The sequence below is a fragment of the Shinella sp. HZN7 genome (assembly GCF_001652565.1).
GTDB classification, from domain to species: domain Bacteria; phylum Pseudomonadota; class Alphaproteobacteria; order Rhizobiales; family Rhizobiaceae; genus Shinella; species Shinella granuli.
Window position 1 is genome coordinate 82,598 of sequence record NZ_CP015743.1, and the last position, 16,421, is coordinate 99,018.

Consider the following 16,421-nt stretch of genomic DNA (forward strand, 5'->3'; position numbering starts at 1 on the left):
GGCAATCATCAATCAGACCCAAAGGCAACTTGCCGCGTCCGGCTTCAGATCGGAACAGTGTCCGGCATCAAATTGGAATGCCTGTCCGGCTTCGCGTCGGAATAACCGTCCGGCATCATCGGAATACGCATGACGGCACGGGAGGTTGCACGGCGCGGCCTGCCGAGATCGTCGCGGCCGACGCCGCGCAAACCACCCTTGATCGCGTTCTCCTGCACCACGTTCCACGTCGTCCACAGATCGCTGGCGCGGTCGTCGTGACGGCGCGGGACAAGCAACTGCTCCGGCTTGATCGGCGTGGTCGTCTCGCCTTCATTGTCTCCAAAGCGGAGAACATGGGCGGCATCTGCCAGAATTCTCGCCTCCTCGGGGTTCATGCGCATGGTCGACCAATCCTGCGGAGCGGCAAGGGTGCGTTCGGCCTCACCGAGAACGCGATAGGTTCCCTCGATGACCTTGTGCTGCACGTCCCCGGAATGGCGGACCTTGATGGCGTCGATGGTGCCGGTCTGCGTCACGAGGGAATTGAGGCACCGCACCCGGAAAAGCCCGGCCATCAGTTCGTAGGCGCTGGTGCCGTCATTGGCGTTCTTCAGGAGGATTTCGCAGACGGTATCGCCGACATTATAGACCTTGCCGTCATCGACACGGCGCATTCGAATAAGGTGCTTGGTGAAATCGGCCTTGCCTTCGGTGCGGCTGCGGGACTGCTTGGCGCCGACCGGCATGAATCCCTCGTTCATGAGGCCGCGCAACACCTCGATGGTCGGGATGGGTTTGAAACGCTCGGACCGGCTCTCATGGGCGGTCACGGCAAAGATCGACGGCGCGATGCGGCGCATTTCGGTTTCGGTCAAGGCGCGGCCGGTGTCGAAACGGGCGGTCTCGGTGTAGATGCTCATTGTCTGTCTCCTGTTTTTCCCCGTTTCCCGAAGGGGAAGCCCCCTTGGGCGAAGCCTCCCCGGTCTTTCCGGGGGAATGGCCTCTGACATTCCCCCGGACGGAGCGGGGAGGGCGAAAGCCCGCCCTGCGGCGACGGCCGGTCGGGTCAAGGGGTCGTGACGGGGAAAAAACGGAAGGTTCGGCCGCAGGCGGAAAGCCGTTTTTTTTGCCGGCGCGACAAGCGGCTGTGCCGCGCCTGCCCCTTGATCCGAACGGCCGGCGCTGTCATGGGCGGAAACAGTGATGCGGCCCGTCGCCGGGCCTCAGTGCCGGGGGCATAGCCACCGACTGGACAAGCGATCGTCACCGGGATCGGCGGAGACGGCCGAAGGCCGGCTTCGTGCTTCGCATAGAGCGCGGCCGACCGGAACGGGCGGTGGCCGACAAATTGCGGTCAGGATGGTTTCTTCGAGAGGAGATTAAAGAGCTGCGCGATGACGTCGGTGGTGTAAACCTGTTCCCCGTCGCGCTCGTAGCTGGAATTCGAGATCCGGGACTCGACATAGACGAGATCGCCCGGCTCGACATTTTCTTCGATCCACTTGGCCTGCTTCCTGTCGAGGATCGTCACCTGTGCCCAGTCGGTGGCGGTTTTTCGATCGCCGTCGGCCTGCCATTCGCGATTGGTGGCGATGTTCACCTTTAGCACATTCTTGAGCTTTATAATGTTGCCGACGTGGCCAAGCAGGGTGTGCCGGTTGACAGTTCGCATGGATTTAAACCTTCCTTAACCGCTGAAATCCGGTTATTTGTGCAACTCGAACCAATGCCGCTCGGTTTGGCCAGAGGTGTCATTCTTGATGTCGAAGAAGTAAGGCTCTGACCTGAGCGGTCGAGACATGGAGACCGTTTGTATGCAGCTCCGCTGCCGATCAGAGTTATAGAGACCGTGCGTATTGCCCTGGCAAACGTTGACTGTCTTGACGCACAGATCGCCTTCCCTGGCGAAGCCGTTGCGGTCCCTGCTGCTCCCGACCTGATAGCCCTCCGGGCACTCCGCATATCTCTGATAGCCCGGCTCTCTCGTTCCTCCTTCCGGGCAGATCGGCCAGTCGAAGCCCGGTTTCTTCATCGCGGAGATCAGCCGGTTCATCGGCGGATGGCAGGCGGGCACGCCCCTCCAGGACGGGTTGGAAGACGAAGCACACAACAGAACCTCGCAGCCCCATTCGCTCGCTGTAGCGGGCGTGGGCAGGACGACGGCCGCCAGAAGGATTCCGGCGATGACGTTGGCAGGCGTGGCGTTGGCTGACATCGGCAACTCTCTCATCAAAAACACGAACGAGTAAACTATAGTTTATCCTATGGCACCGAGCAAACGCAAGAAGGCCGATACAGACCTTGGGACGATGATCCTGCGAAACATGGCGATCGTCATGGAGCGTGAGCGGGAGAAGCGCGGCCTGACGAAGAAGGAGTTGGTGAAGCTTTGCGAGATCACCACGCCTTATTATTTTAGGATTCTCGACGCTACGGCGAATCCGTCCCTTCAGGTCATCACGCGGATCAGCACCAATCTAAAGGTGCCTCTGCAAGATCTGATGCTCGGGATGAAATCGGACGACAGTTGAATCTCGCGGTTACCTCCGCCTCGATTGCCCCAATGATATCGTTGCGCACGACGTAAATTATAATTTATCGTCATCCATCATATTCACGGCTCGAACTTTGCGTTCGAGCCAATTGAGGGATGGCGAATTTTGAAACATCGGCTGATGTCGGCGCTGGTGTTCACAGCGTCAACCGCATGGGCTGCGGACAATCCGATGTGGCGTGGCGGTTTCACCTGGTCCTGCACATTTTCCTCGGTCATTCGATGCGAGCGAGCGACCGATTGCGCGTCGAGCGGGGAGGGCGGCAAGATCCAGATAGCCTATCGCGAGAACCAACTGGTCGACCCAGAAGGAAAGACCCATTCGATCAAGCGCCACTATGTGCAGATCGTCGCTGGCAGCCCTATCGGCAGCGAGGTGAAAATCGAACTCGATACAAACGAGGTCATCTGGCTGTCGCCGGCCGATGCGGCGGGGACATTTTCCGACAACTGGATCGGTGCGATGCTATCGCCGAAGGCCGGCGTGATCGTGCAGGAGCTTCGGCCGCTCATCTGCCAGCCGGTGAGATAGCGCGGTCGCCTCTAGTGGCTGTGCCAGCCGAGATCGGTGTGGGTGAAGTCGTCGCCTTTGTACGCAATGCGGGTTCGGTAAGCCCGTGCGCAAGCATAGGTGAAACAGTCGCCCATGTTCAGCTTGGCGGGATGGTTCATGATCTTGCCGAACAGCTGCGCGGCATCGAGGGCTTTGGCGCCCACGTCGCCAGAAATCATCGCCTCCTTGCAGTCGAGGTCGGATATGAACTGGTCGACAAGGCGCCGCGCCTTTTCCATCATTTCGGATGTGGCCGGCCTGTCACGACCAGAAGCTTCGGCGAGCCGGCGCGTGAGCGACAAGGTCGCCTCCATGCGCACGACCGCCGAGATGTAATAGGGGCCGCCATCCTCCTCAAGCCGATCGATCAAGGTAGCGGCATCCTCCTCCGCCGCGAGAATGGCGACAACGACCGAGGCATCGATAAAGAGCATCAGTCTTCGCCCCACATCTCATCGGTTTCCTGCTTGTGATCGCCAGGCGCAAAGGGTCCGACTTCGCGGGCCATTGCGAGGGACTTTGCCAGCCGCTCGCGGACCGGCAAAGCGGCCCGGCGTTTTGCGATCTCGTGTTTCAGAGCGTCCTTGACCGCATCCACCTTGCTGGATTTGGTGATGCTGATAAGCTCTTCCGTGAGCCGGTCGACCTCGGGGTCTTTGATATAGAGCGGCATGACAGCATATCCTTTCGAGGATATTATCATATCCTGCTTTTCATATCCTCGCTAGACAGAACTCCTTAAAGCGAAGAGTTGTGGTTTCCGCCACAGTCCGAATGGATCAACGCTCGTTGTTATCGTCCTCGTAGCGCGACCAGTCGTCCTCGGGTGTATAGTATTCGGCTGCGTCGTAGACTTGGGTCTTCTTATAGCGGTCACTCAGACCGACGACAGCTAGGCGCGAGAGCCCATTTATCTTTAGGCTGCATGCGACACATTCGAACTGATTTGGAAGATATTCCTGTGTTTCGATGATTTCCCCGTCGTCGAGCTTTTGTGTCGGAGGTGCAACGGGTTCGCCGACGACCAACGCTGTCGAGGAACAGGAAGGACAGTCGACGCGATGGCCGTTATGGCGCGTCGCCCAAATCTCCGCTTGCGCCTGGAGCGTCAAGCGTTCTCCTTCGGGCTTGCCTTTCCATACCTTGCTGTGGGCTTCGACATCACCTTTGACGGCTTTTGCGCTGTCATCGGCCGCTGCCTCGATAAGCTTTTTCGCGACCTTGGCTTCGTCCTCACCGAGGAACTCTGGCAGCGTCCCACCCATGGAGGTCAGGAGAACGTTACATATCTGGTAAAAGCGAGGCTGCCAGCTCGATCCCTTTACGCCTTCGAATGCGAGGTCTCCGGAATGAAGCTCGGCATTGCGCTTGCCTGTATGCACGACGCCGAAGCTTTCATGCTCCTTTGTGAACTCGGGCAGAATCGCAGAAAGGCGTTTAAAGACCTCGGTGATTGCGATCGACTTGGGCGAGAATTTCTCTTCGAACGGGGTAAAGCCGAGCGCGTGGTATAGGCTTGACCAACTTCGATCGGTGTCCGCCAAAAGCGCCGGGCTGATATTGGTAAGGGCGGCCCGGGCGAGGAATTCGAGAGCGAGGCTCGACCAGAGCGCATATTCCCATTCATCGCTATTATAGGTATCCATATGCTGGATGTACCGCTCCGCTTTCGCGTAGAGCGCTTCTGGATCGCAGGTCGCTGGAGTTGGGCCTGGCGTAACGGTCTGTTTCAATTAAGCGCTCCCAAATATACACGTTCAATGGATCGATCCTCCCGCCCCGAAGGGATGGGCGAGCGGGCATGGAGCATCCGCCAGTTGTCGATAACAAGCGTATCCCCTGGCAGCTGCAGGGACACCGAAAGAGGCTCTGCTTCTGCTAACCAGGAACGGACCGCGGCATCTGCAGTCTCTCCTATCCGACTTGCCGGCTTCAGGAAAATTTCATCCCATCTGAGAAGGCTATCGCCATCGGCACCTGCCTGAAGGAGTGGCAGGAGGTCGAAAGTGCCATTTCGCGGTCGGCGCGGCTTAAAGATGGCGCGGGCCAGCACGTTACGGCTGATGTCCTCGGTAAGCGTCCGGCCGTCCAGCATTAGCGTCGGGACATCTCGATAGCCCACTTTGCAACGAAGGATCAGATAGCGGGGTGGCACGCGCCAATGCGCAAGATCGGTGTGAAAGGGGAAGCGGTCCAGCCCAAAATTACCGCTATAGGTATTTGGTGTCGATGTTGCCTTCGGTTGAAGGGTTTGCACGAGACCACCTGCCCACGGTGTCAATGGAGTCCCAAGCGCATCTGCGACGTCGATGGTGTCCAGATTGGGCTCCAATTGAGAGAATAGAGCAAAGCCCTGAGCTTTTATGTCACGTTTTAGTTCGGGGACAATCACCTTGAACGCGCTCTCGATGGTCAAGCTTCGATATCATCGTTCATGCTAGCAACTTCTGCTTTTGAAACATAGCAACATTCGACAACCGGGGATTTCCTTGAACTGGAGGGCATACTCCCGTTTTCGCGCGCCGGCGAGACAATACTGGCCGCCTACTGCTTGCCGCCGGAGGACTAACCAAATACCAACTAAATCTCGACCGTAGAAATGTCATAACATCACATAAGTTTCATTATGGAACTAAGCTATTGATTCTATTACCTAGTAGGTGATTACGCTGAAGGTGGCAAACCCACATTCGTCCGTCGCTAGGACATAGTTATAACCGACATCCGTCTTGATGTAGGCCGTTGCGAGTTCGCGACGTCGTATCGCCTTCCACACCTGCACGTAGACCTCTTCGCCCTCGTCACCGCAAGGCTGAAGCAGCATAAGATGGCGTGCCGCCTCATACAGATACGCCTGCTTCTTCGCCTCGGATTCCGCACTAAGGTAATAGGCCCACAACAGGCATGCGCGGTGCTGGTGAGAGACGTTCGGCTCGTCCAACACGGGGATTGTTCAGGAGCCTGTCGCTTCACCAACACCATCGAGGGGTCGGTTGGGCGAGCAACACATTCCTCGCCTTCGCTCCGGTAGGCTCCCATGGAACTTACACGTCGATCCAGCCGTGCGGGACCGAGCGGGTGTCCGTTCTGCCGTTCCTTCATGTCGCACCGCTGGTTCCGTCACGTATTCCCGGCCGGTTTGAAAACCACGCGCACCTCAACTGTGGAATCGTATTCACCGCCACCTTGGAGGGGACGCTTCCATGAACGCTGAATCTATGAATCTCTATCGTGGCGCTCAAGTTTTTGAGGGGGGTCGACCACCAAGGGCGAAGTGCTGACGTTTCAGGGCGCCCGCGCTTGCGAATTGCACGATGGCCGGCCAACCAGTCGAGCCAGCGGCGGCAGACGATCCGGATCGTGTTCGGGCGATGCCATCTTCGATTCATCCGGTTTTCCGAAACGGTGATCAGTCCCATCTGCGCCGCGTCGCGGATCGCGTAGCGTGCGGTCGTGCATCCGACGCCTGCGCGAGCGGCTATTTCCGGTAGCGACATGCCGGAAAACCCATGGTCGATGACGGCGCGAGCGATAACAGCGAGAACCGCCAGCTTGCTGACGGTGAACATCCTGGCGATGCAGGTCGGAATGATGCAGTCCTTGGCGAGCGCGCGGCGGCGCAGCCAGCCCGCCGCTCGTTTGCCCTCGGGGATATTTAGCCGTCGGCGATTTGGTCGAATCGCGGAGGGGGCGACGGGACCAATCGGTCCCCTGCCCGGCCGGGGCTCCGTTCGAACCGTTCTGCGTTGATGCTCGATGATCGTCGCGAGATATTCCATCTCGTTGTCGACCACGAGTCCTTCTCCGTTCAAGATCCAGGCGGATTTCGCGCACTCGTCGATCTGCTGGAGGGTGCGCGCTGCAAGCAGGCGCGCCAATAGGTTCGGCCCATAGGCCGTCGGGGATGCGGCAAGCATGATCTCTCCTTATTATCGGCGGCGGAGAGAAACCCTGGGCGCAAGACGCACGTATTCGTGGCAAGAATTAACTTGCAGCGGCCTCTTCGATGTGCGAGAAAATCGGTGGCTATAAGACTTTCTGCACATCTTCGTGTGTCACTGAACCCGTCTCTCCGAGGCGGGTTTTATTTTGTCTACGGCATAGGGCCTCCTTGGCTCGTTCGCTGACATAGCGAGTCGCAAAGCTAATTATATTTTACGGACGAAACAAACATAAACCTACGCATGTCGTGAAAACGCCGCTTTTGACTCGTGTAGGGGTTGCGCGCGACATTGGGCTTGGCGGAAGATTCGCCCGGCCCGCTATCACCTCATCGACTGCACTTGCGCCGACATGCGCGCGCAACGGACAGAACGAACCATCACCCTCCTGGACGCTGGCGGCGCAGGGACGGTGAAAGGAAAGGATGACCGTAAATGGCCATTGAGAATGCCGCTGAGCTTGTGAAACTTCTCGCCGACGAATTTAACCGCCACGGAACCAAGCCTGACGAATTCGCCGAGTTGACTGGCATCTCTGAAGAACGTCTCGACCTTCTCCGGAAAGGAGCGTGGAACAAGCTGACGCTTCGGGAAATCGCGATCATCAGCGAGACCCTTCACGTCGATCTCTGGCGGCACTGATTATTCCTGTCTCAGCAACACGGAAGCGGGATGAACGAAGGTTCCATCCCAAAGGCCGTTTCGGCCTTCCTTTGCAGCCGATTCCGCGACTGCGTAGGCCGACGATACCGGCGCTCCGGAGGGGAATACGGCGGCAAACGCAGCGCCCGAGGATATGAGTGCGGTCCCGACGTCGACGGTCGTCCCATCGATCTCGGCCGCGCAGACGACGAAGGTGGCGCCGTCCTTGGCGTCGCCGAGCGGTTGGCAGCCGATGGAACCGGTCGAGAACAGTGCAGCAGTGGACGCGATGGAACGCATCCCGCAATCGACATCTTCTCCCTTGGGCGAGCGATAGGTCGTTCCACGAAGGCATGCCTGAACGCCGAACAGCCTGAACTTCCGGCTTTGATAGGCCCAAGTATCGCCCGTCTCAAAGGTGACGCCGGCCGGAAACGAGATGGTCTGCTCCTGCGCGACGGCAGACGAGGCGACCAGCACGGCTATGACAATCGAAAGCTCAATTCGCATTCTGGAATCCTATCGATCGTGAAAGAGACTGCGACGCCTCAAGGTCAGGGCGGCGGGAGCGGCCGTCCTGTGTCCGGCCGATCACGGCGAGGCCCAGGAAGACCATGCTGTCGTCGTCGTTCACGGTCTTGAACGGCTCGCCATTGCCTCCGACGAGGACGAAACAAGATGCCGGCATGGTCTGCCCATCGGCAGGCGCCAGCAGCAAGGTTTTGCAGAGGATGACGCTGGCCCGTTTGTTGTAGACCGCCTCGGTATAGTCACGCGCCGCCTCAGTGCAGCTCCATGTCTGCACCCGGTTATAGACGACGGTTTCGCTCGGGCAGGCGGTCAGGCCGCGCAAGGCGATCTTCTTGCCTGCGATCGTTCGATGAACCGGACCGTCGATCTCGACTTGTCCTTCCAGCCTCTCGACCGACCGCGCCGCAAGTTTCCCTTCGGCGTCGTAACGCTCCAGCACGAATGCCTTCGCGCCGTGCGCCGCGAACTGGCGGAGGTATTCGGGAGACGGTTCCGCATAGGGATCCTCGCCTTCTGCGACGGCGAAAGACACGCCTCCGAACAGCAGCAATCCAGCTAAGCCGAGAACTTTGAGTTGTTTGTGCAAAGCAGCCATGGCGATTTGTGAATTGACAGGGGAATCCGACACGAATTAACTATAGTTTATTCGCAAGTGCGGCAACCCGGATAAAAACATTGAAAACGACCCTGCTTATGCTCCTCATTTCGACGTCGGCGATGACCGCGCAAGCGTGCGAACCGGTTGATAGCGACAGCGTTCTGGAACTGGTGCGGACCATCGCCAATGAGGAAGAGCTGGACCCCGATCTGGCGCTCGCCGTGGTTGATGTCGAGAGTGCCGCGGGCAGGCACCAGGTCTCTGATGCAGGCGCCCTCGGCATCATGCAGTTAATGCCGGAAACCGCCTCCGACTATGGCGTGACGGACCGCTGCGATCCGGAGTCGAACATCCGCGCCGGCGTCCGCTACCTCAAGAAGCTCTACGGCGAGTTCGATGACCCCTTGCTGATGCTGGCCGCCTACAATGCCGGTCCGGAGCGCGTCTATCAGAAGGGCGGCATTCCCGAGTTCAACGAAACCACCCTCTACATCGCCAAGGTCATGAACCGCTGGACGCTGAACGCCAAGGCGTCAGCAGCGGAGGAAAAGCGCAGCGGAAGCAGCCTCTCCCGGAAAGAGACGGTCGCTCTCGCGCCCTCCCCATGGCGCGACCAACACGTCTGGACCTCCGATTAGCGCCGGTCCCCTCAACTTTATCCTCCCAAGATCAGAAGGACATTCGAATGACCATTTCCATTATGACGCCGCGCCCGCGCGGCAAGGCCCTCCTGTCATTGGCGCTACTTGCGACTTCCATCGCGCTGGTCCCGGAATTCGCCTATGCGCAGTCGGCAGCCCCGGTCGAAGGCATCCTCGAATGGTTCGTCGGCGTGCTGCAGGGCAATGTTGCGCGCTCGCTCGCGATCATCGCCGTCTGCTTCCTCGGGTTCCTGTTCCTGACCGGGCGCATGGCCTGGCAGGGCGCGATCTCCATCGTGATCGGCATCGCCATCATCTTCGGCGCCGCCGAGCTGGTCGATGCCATGAAGGCGGCGGGGGGCGTCTGACATGCGTGACGACGCTCCCGATGTTGAACCACTGATTCAGCCGCTGACCCGGCCGCCGATGTATTTCGGGGTCGACATCATCGTCTTCGTGATCAACGGCATCTGCGGGATCGTCCTCTTCATCGCATCGTCGAACTTCCTGGCGCCGCTGGTCGTCCTGCCGATCCATTTCATCGCCCTCTACCTCTGCCAGCGGGACATCCACATCGTCCGCGTGGCGCAGGTGTTCCTGTCGATGCGCCGGGCGATCCGTAACCGACGCTTCTGGAAAGCGGGGAGCTACGCCCCATGAACATCGTCAATCACGATCTGAAGTTCGGCCGCGAGCGCGCCCGTGATCTCGGGATCGGCACCCACGTTCCCTATCTCCGCCATGTCGACGAAGAAACGATCGTCAACAAGTCCGGCCTGCTGTTGCAAGTCATCCGGCTCTCCGGCCTGCCCTACCAGACCATGGATCAGGCGGAAATCAATGCCCGCCTCGCCAACCGCAACATGACGGTCCGCTCGCTCGGATCGTCACGTTTCGCGCTCTACGCCACCATCATCCGCCGACAGATCAAGCCGGCAATCGACGGCGGTTTCGACAACCCCTTCGCCGACGAGTTGAATGCCCGCTACATGGATGGGCTGCAGCACCGGACGATGTTCGTCAACGAACTGTACCTGACCGTCATTCGCCGGCCGATGACCGGCCGCGCCGGCAAGGTCGATCGCATGTTCGACGTCTTCCGCATGGCGGACAACGAGGTCGAAGCGCGAGGTGAAGCGCTACGCGACCTAAAGGACATGGTGTCCGGCATTGTCGGCGATTTCCGCTCCTACCGCCCGGAAGTCCTTTCCTGCGTCACCCGCGATGGTGGCCTCTATTCCGAACCGGCCGAGTTCTTCGCCAAGATCCTCGCCGCGGGCGATGAGCGGACGATGCCCCTCCCCCGCATGTCACTGGCCGATTACGTCGGGACCGGCCGGATCATGTTCGGCCGCAAGGCAACGGAAATCTGGTCCGCCGACGGCGCGACCTCCAAGGTCGCCGCCATGGTGTCGATCAAGGAATATCCGCCGATGACGACGCCCGGCCAGCTCGACGGACTGCTGCGCCTTCCTTACGAGTTCGTCGTCACACATTCCTTCGCCCCGGAGGACCGCACCACGGTCACCGAGGCGATCGCCACGATCAGCCGGCAGATTTCGAATTCCGACGATGGCGGCACGGCGGTCGAAGACGATATCGAAACGGCGCGCGACCGGCTGGCCTCGGGCGAAGTGGTGTTCGGCAAACATCACATGACGGTGGCGGTGCTTGAGCGCGACCTGCCGCGGCTCAACCGCGCCGTCGCAGACGTCACGGCGGAGCTGGCGCGCATGGGTGTGGTCGCCGTGCGCGAAGACCTCAATCAGGAAGCGGCCTGGTGGGCGCAACTGCCGACCAACTTTTCCTACATTGCCCGGCAGGGGTTAATCTCGTCGGTCAACTTCGCCGGCCTCTTCTCCGCGCACAATTTTCCGTCCGGGCAGACGCAAAAGGTCCATTGGGGCCTGCCGATCTCGCTGCTGGAGACTACCAGCCAGACCGCCTATTTCTTCAATTTCCATGAGGCAGATGTCGGCAACTTCACCGTCATCGGCCCGACCGGCTCGGGCAAGACGGTGGCGCTTTCCTTCCTTCTCGCCCAGGGCATGCGCGTTAACCCGCGGCCGCGCTGCGTCTTCATCGACAAGGATCGCGGTGGCGAGATCTTCGTGCGCGCTATGGGCGGGCGTTATGAGCGACTTTCGCCGGGCGAGCCGACCGGCTTTGCGCCGCTGCAGCTTGAAGACACGCCCGCCAACCGCAGCTTCGGCAAGACGCTGGTCTCTTATCTTGTCACACCGTCGGACCGGGTGCTGAATGCCGAGGAGATGGCGGTCATCTCCGATGCGGTCGACAGCATCTACACCGATTTCGAACGACCACAGCGGCGTCTCGACATGCTGGCGGAAGCGCTTCGCGGCAGGATGCGATCCGGCATTGGCGATCTCGCCGACCGGCTGAAGGAATGGACGACGGGCGACAAGGGCTGGCTGTTCAACAACCCGACCGACAGGCTGGATTTTGCCGGCTCGGTGATCGGCTTCGACATGACTGAGATCCTGTCCGACAAGCGCACGCGCTCGGCGGCGCTCCTCTATATGTTCCATCGTATTCAGGAGATCCTCGACGGCCGCCCCTCGATGATCTTCCTCGACGAAGGCTGGCGCCTGCTCGATGACGAGGTCTTCTCCGGCTTCATCAAGGATTGGCTGAAGACGATCCGCAAGATGAACGGCATAGTCGGCTTCGGCACACAGTCGGCCGCCGACGTGGTGCGTTCCGACCTGCGCAACACGATCATCGAACAGACGATGACCAACATCTTCTTCCCGAATGCGTCGGCCGACGAGGAGAGCTACCGCAAGGCGTTCGGCCTGTCGGAAAAGGAATTCCGCTTCGTGAAGCAGGCAGACAAGACGAGCCGCACCTTCCTCATCAAGCACGCCCAGGACTCGGTGATCGCGCGGCTCGATCTATCGGCGATGCCCGACCTGGTGAAGGTCTTGTCCGGGCGGCCGGAGACGGTGCGCGAGTGCCAGACGCTGCGCGAGACCTATGGCGACGAGCCGGCCGCGTGGCTCCCTCATTTCTGTGGCTGGACCATTCCGGAGGCGGCCGATGCGTAGAACGATCCTGCTCCTGCTTTCTGCCGCGCTCGTCACCGCACCGGCGCCAGCGGCATTCGCCGACATTCCGGTCATCGACGACGATGTGAAGGAAAAGCGGGCGGAGGATGAAGGACATTCCAAGCAGGACACCGAAACACAATCCGACCAGCTCGAAGAGCAAACGGTGACGAACTGCAACATCTCCCAGAAGGAAAAGAACCGCCGTCTCTACCGTTCGCCGGCGCAGGCGGTGAAGGAGGATGCCAAGAACGTTGAATTGATCAAGCATTATGCGGAAAAGTACAATGTTCCGGTTGGCCTTGCTTTGGCCGTTGCGCATGCGGAATCCGGCATCTCGACCTGCTCGGGCTCGCCGACCGGCGTGAAGGGCGTGATGCAGCTGACGAAGCGGACCGGCAAAGGCATGGGCTTCGACCGAGACATCAACGAGGAGAATATCGAGGGCGGCGTCAAATACCTCGGCATGGGCGTCAACAAGTGCGGCAGCACCGACTATGCCTGCCTCGCGTCCTGGTATAACGGCTCGACGGCGGCGGAGCAGAAGAATTGGGCCGGCAAGGTCGGCCGGAACCATGGCTGGTTTAATTCATTCGCCGGCGGCTCGAACATCGAGGACATCTCCTCGCCGTCCTATAAATCCTATGTCGATTACGGTTCCGGAGCGACCCGCAGTTCCAACAGAGCGGCGGCCGGCGCGGTCGACCGTGCCGTTTCGGGGATCGACGCAAGCACCGCACGCGTCCAGGAGGCGGGCCGTCGCATCGATGCGCTGTCGGCCTCGGTCGGCGCGTCGGAGATCTACCAGGATGCTTGGGACGACAACACGCAGGCCCGCGCCGTCAACGCCGAACTGCTGAACAACCTGATCATGGCCCGCAACCTGTTCAACGAGCTGCTGCAGGCGCGCATGCAGATGCGGCTTTCGAAGACGTCCGAAACAGCCAAGACCCTGAAATCCGACTCCAAGGTCAATCCTTACAGCTGCGATCCGGTCATCCTTGAACAGATGAAGGTGCCGCGTGAGGACTGGCCGAGCTGCGCCGTGGTCGCCGGCGCCGATGCGGAAACCTCGGTCATGTCATCGGGCGGGACGGATGGCGCGATCGGCAACAATCTTCTTTCCATCCAGAACGCCGCCAACGCGGCCGATTAAGGGGGTTCCCATGAACAAGCTGCTCATCGTCTCCGCCGCGCTTGCCTTCTCGACGCCGGCACTCGCGGACATTCCGGTGATCGACAACACCAATCTCGCCATCGCCAAGAAGAATGCGGAGAACACCGGCGAGATCATGAAGACCAACACCAACATTCTCGAAAAGACCAAGGAGATCCTCGGCGCGCTGTCAGGCAGCCGTGACGGCTCGATGGGCATCTCCACCACCGGCCTCGGCGGCAATATGTCGGTCTCGGCCGCACCGTCCTTCTCGTCGATCATGAACGGCGGCACGCTGTCCTTCGGCGGGCTCGGCCCCGATGCTCAGAATATCGCTGCGACGCTGATCAACGGCCTGCAGCTGGTGAAGCAGGTGAAGGCGATCGTCGAGGGCGAGGATGCCGGCGCGATGAACAATGCTTTTTCCGGCGCGGTCAACACCGTGGCACTGCTCTCGGCGCTGACGCAGCAGGCGACCAAGGGTGTGTCGCAGCGCGAACAAACGTTGCAGTCGGCCACCGGCCAGATCGGCTCGGCCGACGACGTGAAGGGCTCGGTCGATGCCAACACCCGCATGCAGCTGGAGACGGCGCGCACCATCAACGAACTGATCGGCGTCTCGAACGGCGCGGTCTCGGCGCTGAACACCGAGATGCAGATGCGGCTGACCCAGCAGTCGGAGACCGCCAAGATGCTGCAATACAAAGACGTCAACCCGTTCAAGTGAGGCCGCATGCGATTGCCCGTTGCCATCATGCTCTCCGGTCTCGCGCTTCTCGCCGGCTGCCAGACGAAAGGTGAGAAGAACGCCCCCTGCCCGCCGATCTCGGGCTATGTCGAGGCCGATGACCTGTGCGGTCCGGCCATGCCGGTCAATGACGCCTTCGCGCCCGTCCTGAAGGAATAGACGGATGGCGGCGACCACGATCATTTCGGACATCTTTGCCAAGCTCGACGCCATCGGTGAGACGTTCATCAAGAACGCCTATGACGGCCTCGCGCTGCAGGTGAATGTCCTATTCGGGTCGATGCTGACACTTTATGTCCTCTGGTGGGGCTACATGATCCTCGCCGGCCGCGATGGCTTCTCGATCCCGGAGGCGGCGTGGCGCCTGGGCCGGGCTTTCTTCATCTACTATATGGCGACGAACTGGGGGGCATTCTCGGCCACGATATATAAGCTCGTGCAGGAGGTGCCAAACCTGATTTCCGACACGATCATCGAGTCGATCGCGGGTTCTGGTGGTGCGCTCGATGGCGGGACGGGCGACACGACGGGCGTCGTGAAGATCCTCGACGCAGTGTTCGAGACCGCTGGTAAGATTTACGAGCAGGTGGCGACCGGCACCTTCGAATATGTCGGCGCTCTCATCGGTGCGATCGTCTTTGTGGTCGCCATGATCTTCATCGCCGTGGCGGCGGCCGCGATCCTCGCCGCCAAGCTGATGTTGTTCATCACGCTGGCATTGGCGCCGGTGTTCATAATCCTCGCCCTCTATCGCTGGACCTTCCGCTTCACCGACGGCTGGCTGTTATTGATGGTCAATCTGATGGTGACGCAGACGTTGATGATGGCGTTTCTCGCCTTCTTGTACCAACTCATCGAGCTGGCCATCAACACGGCCAACAACACCGCGACGGAAAGCAAGCTCTCCTATGTCGCGCCGTTCGTGATCGTCTGCCTGCTCGGGATCGTCGTGTTCCGGTTCATCCCGTCCTTTGCGGCATCCATCGTCGGCGGCAGTGTGCTAGGGCAAGGCGATTCCGCCTTCATCGGCGGGCGACGCTCTTCTGCTTATGCCGGACGCCAGATTACCGGACGCGCTGGGATCCTGCGTGCCGGCCTTGGCCGTCGCCGCACATCGTCGGATGTTCAGGCAGCCCGCGCCCGCGCAATCCAGCGAGAAACCGAAAAGAACGGGCAACTTTGAGGTAGTCTCTCATGCTCATTCTTGGTAACTATAGTTTATCCGAAGGAGAATGGCCGTGGATCACCCCTGGCAAGATGACCGTCGGCGCTTCGCCGCCATGGACGCGCAAAACCGTCTCAACGAAGAGATGGCAGAGAACGATCGCGCCGAATCCAAGAAAGGCGGCGGCTTCGGCTATCTGGTGTTCATGGTCGCTTTTATCTTCTTCAAGCCCTTCGCCGAGTATTGCATCGATCTCTACAACACGCTGGCCGGATACGCTCATAGCCTCGCCGCCGTGTTCGGCTTTTGATCGCGGAGGGCTAGTAATGAGGAACATTGCCTCGACGATGATTGCGCTCGCCTTGCTTGTCCCCGGCACGGCATGGTCACAATCGCCAAGCTCGATCCTGCCTGTGTTGACCGGCGCATATGCACCGGTCGAAGGTGGCTGCGAAGCCGCGGCCGCAGCGTTCATCTATATCGAGGACAAGGGAATCGGTGCGAACAAGACCGCCGGCAAGGTTCTTTCCGTCAAACAGGACGGCGGATCCTATGTTCTCGACGTGCTGTGGGTCGAGGCCGGGTCCGATGAATCCGACGGCGAGCGCGACACGGTGCGCGTCGAGGTGAAGGACGATCGCTCCTTCTACTTCTCCAATACGGTGTCGAAGAAAACGCTGATGAAGCGGTGCAGCTAGGTCTTCGGACGACTGCACTACGGAGCTGAAAGCTCCACGAATCCAGGCAAACCAGCCCTGACCTCAGCACCGATTTGGCCGACAGAGGTGATCGCTCGGCCTGCCTAATAAACTATATTTAACTCCGCAGGATTAGCGGTTTAT

At 59.9% G+C, this 16,421-nt stretch carries 24 protein-coding genes; 13 read left to right on the forward strand and 11 right to left on the reverse strand.

The window, feature by feature from the left end; translation table 11 throughout:
- Positions 1-44 precede the first annotated feature (44 nt).
- The 3 genes from shn_RS32005 to shn_RS32015 form a co-directional block, all read right to left on the reverse strand.
- Complete coding sequence (locus shn_RS32005) at positions 45-902, reverse strand: DUF932 domain-containing protein (protein WP_064334504.1); 858 nt, start codon at positions 900-902, stop codon at positions 45-47.
- 434 nt (positions 903-1,336) lie between these two features.
- The gene (locus shn_RS32010; RefSeq protein ID WP_064334505.1) at positions 1,337-1,654 is read right to left on the reverse strand and encodes a single-stranded DNA-binding protein; all 318 of its coding nucleotides are present in this window, start codon (positions 1,652-1,654) and stop codon (positions 1,337-1,339) included.
- A gap of 33 nt (positions 1,655-1,687) precedes the next feature.
- Positions 1,688-2,197 (reverse strand): hypothetical protein, encoded by a 510-nt coding sequence (locus tag shn_RS32015; protein WP_064334533.1) that lies wholly within the window; start codon positions 2,195-2,197, stop codon positions 1,688-1,690.
- Between the two features lie 109 nt (positions 2,198-2,306).
- On the opposite strand from shn_RS32015, the gene shn_RS32020 reads away from it, so the two are divergent.
- Together shn_RS32020 and shn_RS32025 are read left to right on the forward strand one after the other, a co-directional pair.
- Positions 2,307-2,513 (forward strand): helix-turn-helix domain-containing protein, encoded by a 207-nt coding sequence (locus shn_RS32020; RefSeq protein ID WP_226923646.1) that lies wholly within the window; start codon positions 2,307-2,309, stop codon positions 2,511-2,513.
- A 129-nt stretch (positions 2,514-2,642) separates the two neighbouring features.
- Positions 2,643-3,068, forward strand: coding sequence for a hypothetical protein (locus tag shn_RS32025; RefSeq protein ID WP_145926137.1), 426 nt, complete (start codon positions 2,643-2,645; stop codon positions 3,066-3,068).
- Positions 3,069-3,079: 11 nt separating this feature from the next.
- Here shn_RS32025 and shn_RS32030 read toward each other — a convergent pair whose 3' ends face one another.
- From shn_RS32030 to shn_RS32055, 6 genes are all read right to left on the reverse strand, one after another.
- Positions 3,080-3,523, reverse strand: coding sequence for a type II toxin-antitoxin system VapC family toxin (locus shn_RS32030; protein WP_064334508.1), 444 nt, complete (start codon positions 3,521-3,523; stop codon positions 3,080-3,082).
- On the reverse strand, positions 3,523-3,762 hold the full coding sequence (locus tag shn_RS32035) for a type II toxin-antitoxin system VapB family antitoxin (protein WP_064334534.1): 240 nt from the start codon (positions 3,760-3,762) through the stop codon (positions 3,523-3,525). The genes shn_RS32030 and shn_RS32035 overlap by 1 nt, the downstream gene beginning before the upstream one ends.
- A gap of 106 nt (positions 3,763-3,868) precedes the next feature.
- Complete coding sequence (locus shn_RS32040) at positions 3,869-4,822, reverse strand: hypothetical protein (RefSeq protein WP_064334509.1); 954 nt, start codon at positions 4,820-4,822, stop codon at positions 3,869-3,871.
- Positions 4,819-5,505: a TauD/TfdA family dioxygenase gene (locus shn_RS32045; protein ID WP_226923654.1), complete on the reverse strand. Its 687-nt coding sequence runs from the start codon at positions 5,503-5,505 to the stop codon at positions 4,819-4,821. Before shn_RS32045 ends, shn_RS32040 begins: the two co-directional genes overlap by 4 nt.
- A gap of 237 nt (positions 5,506-5,742) precedes the next feature.
- On the reverse strand, positions 5,743-6,033 hold the full coding sequence (locus shn_RS32050) for a hypothetical protein (RefSeq protein WP_064334510.1): 291 nt from the start codon (positions 6,031-6,033) through the stop codon (positions 5,743-5,745).
- A 154-nt stretch (positions 6,034-6,187) separates the two neighbouring features.
- Complete coding sequence (locus tag shn_RS32055; RefSeq protein WP_064334511.1) at positions 6,188-7,006, reverse strand: hypothetical protein; 819 nt, start codon at positions 7,004-7,006, stop codon at positions 6,188-6,190.
- Positions 7,007-7,465: 459 nt separating this feature from the next.
- Between shn_RS32055 and shn_RS32060 the strand changes: the two genes are divergently transcribed.
- The gene (locus tag shn_RS32060; protein ID WP_064334512.1) at positions 7,466-7,672 is read left to right on the forward strand and encodes a hypothetical protein; all 207 of its coding nucleotides are present in this window, start codon (positions 7,466-7,468) and stop codon (positions 7,670-7,672) included.
- On the opposite strand, the gene shn_RS32065 is transcribed toward shn_RS32060, so the two are convergent.
- Together shn_RS32065 and shn_RS32070 are read right to left on the reverse strand one after the other, a co-directional pair.
- Positions 7,673-8,182 carry a thermonuclease family protein gene (locus shn_RS32065; RefSeq protein ID WP_064334513.1) on the reverse strand — a complete coding sequence of 170 codons (510 nt, stop codon included), beginning with the start codon at positions 8,180-8,182 and terminating at the stop codon, positions 7,673-7,675.
- Positions 8,172-8,798, reverse strand: a complete 627-nt coding sequence (locus shn_RS32070) for a hypothetical protein (RefSeq protein ID WP_145926138.1) — start codon at positions 8,796-8,798, stop codon at positions 8,172-8,174. Before shn_RS32070 ends, shn_RS32065 begins: the two co-directional genes overlap by 11 nt.
- A gap of 80 nt (positions 8,799-8,878) precedes the next feature.
- On the opposite strand from shn_RS32070, the gene shn_RS32075 reads away from it, so the two are divergent.
- From shn_RS32075 to shn_RS32115, 10 genes are read left to right on the forward strand one after another with little or no spacing between them, the layout of a single operon-like run.
- The gene (locus shn_RS32075) at positions 8,879-9,439 is read left to right on the forward strand and encodes a lytic transglycosylase domain-containing protein (RefSeq protein ID WP_145926139.1); all 561 of its coding nucleotides are present in this window, start codon (positions 8,879-8,881) and stop codon (positions 9,437-9,439) included.
- A gap of 47 nt (positions 9,440-9,486) precedes the next feature.
- Positions 9,487-9,810 carry a TrbC/VirB2 family protein gene (locus shn_RS32080; protein ID WP_168169013.1) on the forward strand — a complete coding sequence of 108 codons (324 nt, stop codon included), beginning with the start codon at positions 9,487-9,489 and terminating at the stop codon, positions 9,808-9,810.
- A 1-nt stretch (position 9,811) separates the two neighbouring features.
- On the forward strand, positions 9,812-10,102 hold the full coding sequence (locus shn_RS32085; protein ID WP_064334516.1) for a type IV secretion system protein VirB3: 291 nt from the start codon (positions 9,812-9,814) through the stop codon (positions 10,100-10,102).
- Positions 10,099-12,510: a VirB4 family type IV secretion/conjugal transfer ATPase gene (locus shn_RS32090; RefSeq protein ID WP_064334517.1), complete on the forward strand. Its 2,412-nt coding sequence runs from the start codon at positions 10,099-10,101 to the stop codon at positions 12,508-12,510. The genes shn_RS32085 and shn_RS32090 overlap by 4 nt, the downstream gene beginning before the upstream one ends.
- Complete coding sequence (locus shn_RS32095) at positions 12,503-13,666, forward strand: transglycosylase SLT domain-containing protein (protein ID WP_064334518.1); 1,164 nt, start codon at positions 12,503-12,505, stop codon at positions 13,664-13,666. The genes shn_RS32090 and shn_RS32095 overlap by 8 nt, the downstream gene beginning before the upstream one ends.
- Before the next feature lie 10 nt (positions 13,667-13,676).
- Positions 13,677-14,393 carry a type IV secretion system protein gene (locus tag shn_RS32100; RefSeq protein WP_064334519.1) on the forward strand — a complete coding sequence of 239 codons (717 nt, stop codon included), beginning with the start codon at positions 13,677-13,679 and terminating at the stop codon, positions 14,391-14,393.
- A gap of 6 nt (positions 14,394-14,399) precedes the next feature.
- Positions 14,400-14,573, forward strand: a complete 174-nt coding sequence (locus shn_RS36700; RefSeq protein ID WP_168169014.1) for a hypothetical protein — start codon at positions 14,400-14,402, stop codon at positions 14,571-14,573.
- A gap of 4 nt (positions 14,574-14,577) precedes the next feature.
- Positions 14,578-15,597, forward strand: a complete 1,020-nt coding sequence (locus shn_RS32105; protein WP_064334520.1) for a type IV secretion system protein — start codon at positions 14,578-14,580, stop codon at positions 15,595-15,597.
- Positions 15,598-15,652: 55 nt separating this feature from the next.
- Entirely contained in the window at positions 15,653-15,889 is a 237-nt protein-coding gene (locus shn_RS32110; protein WP_053190910.1) for a hypothetical protein, read from the forward strand.
- Between the two features lie 16 nt (positions 15,890-15,905).
- Complete coding sequence (locus shn_RS32115; protein ID WP_050746489.1) at positions 15,906-16,277, forward strand: hypothetical protein; 372 nt, start codon at positions 15,906-15,908, stop codon at positions 16,275-16,277.
- The last annotated feature ends 144 nt before the right edge of the window (positions 16,278-16,421 follow it).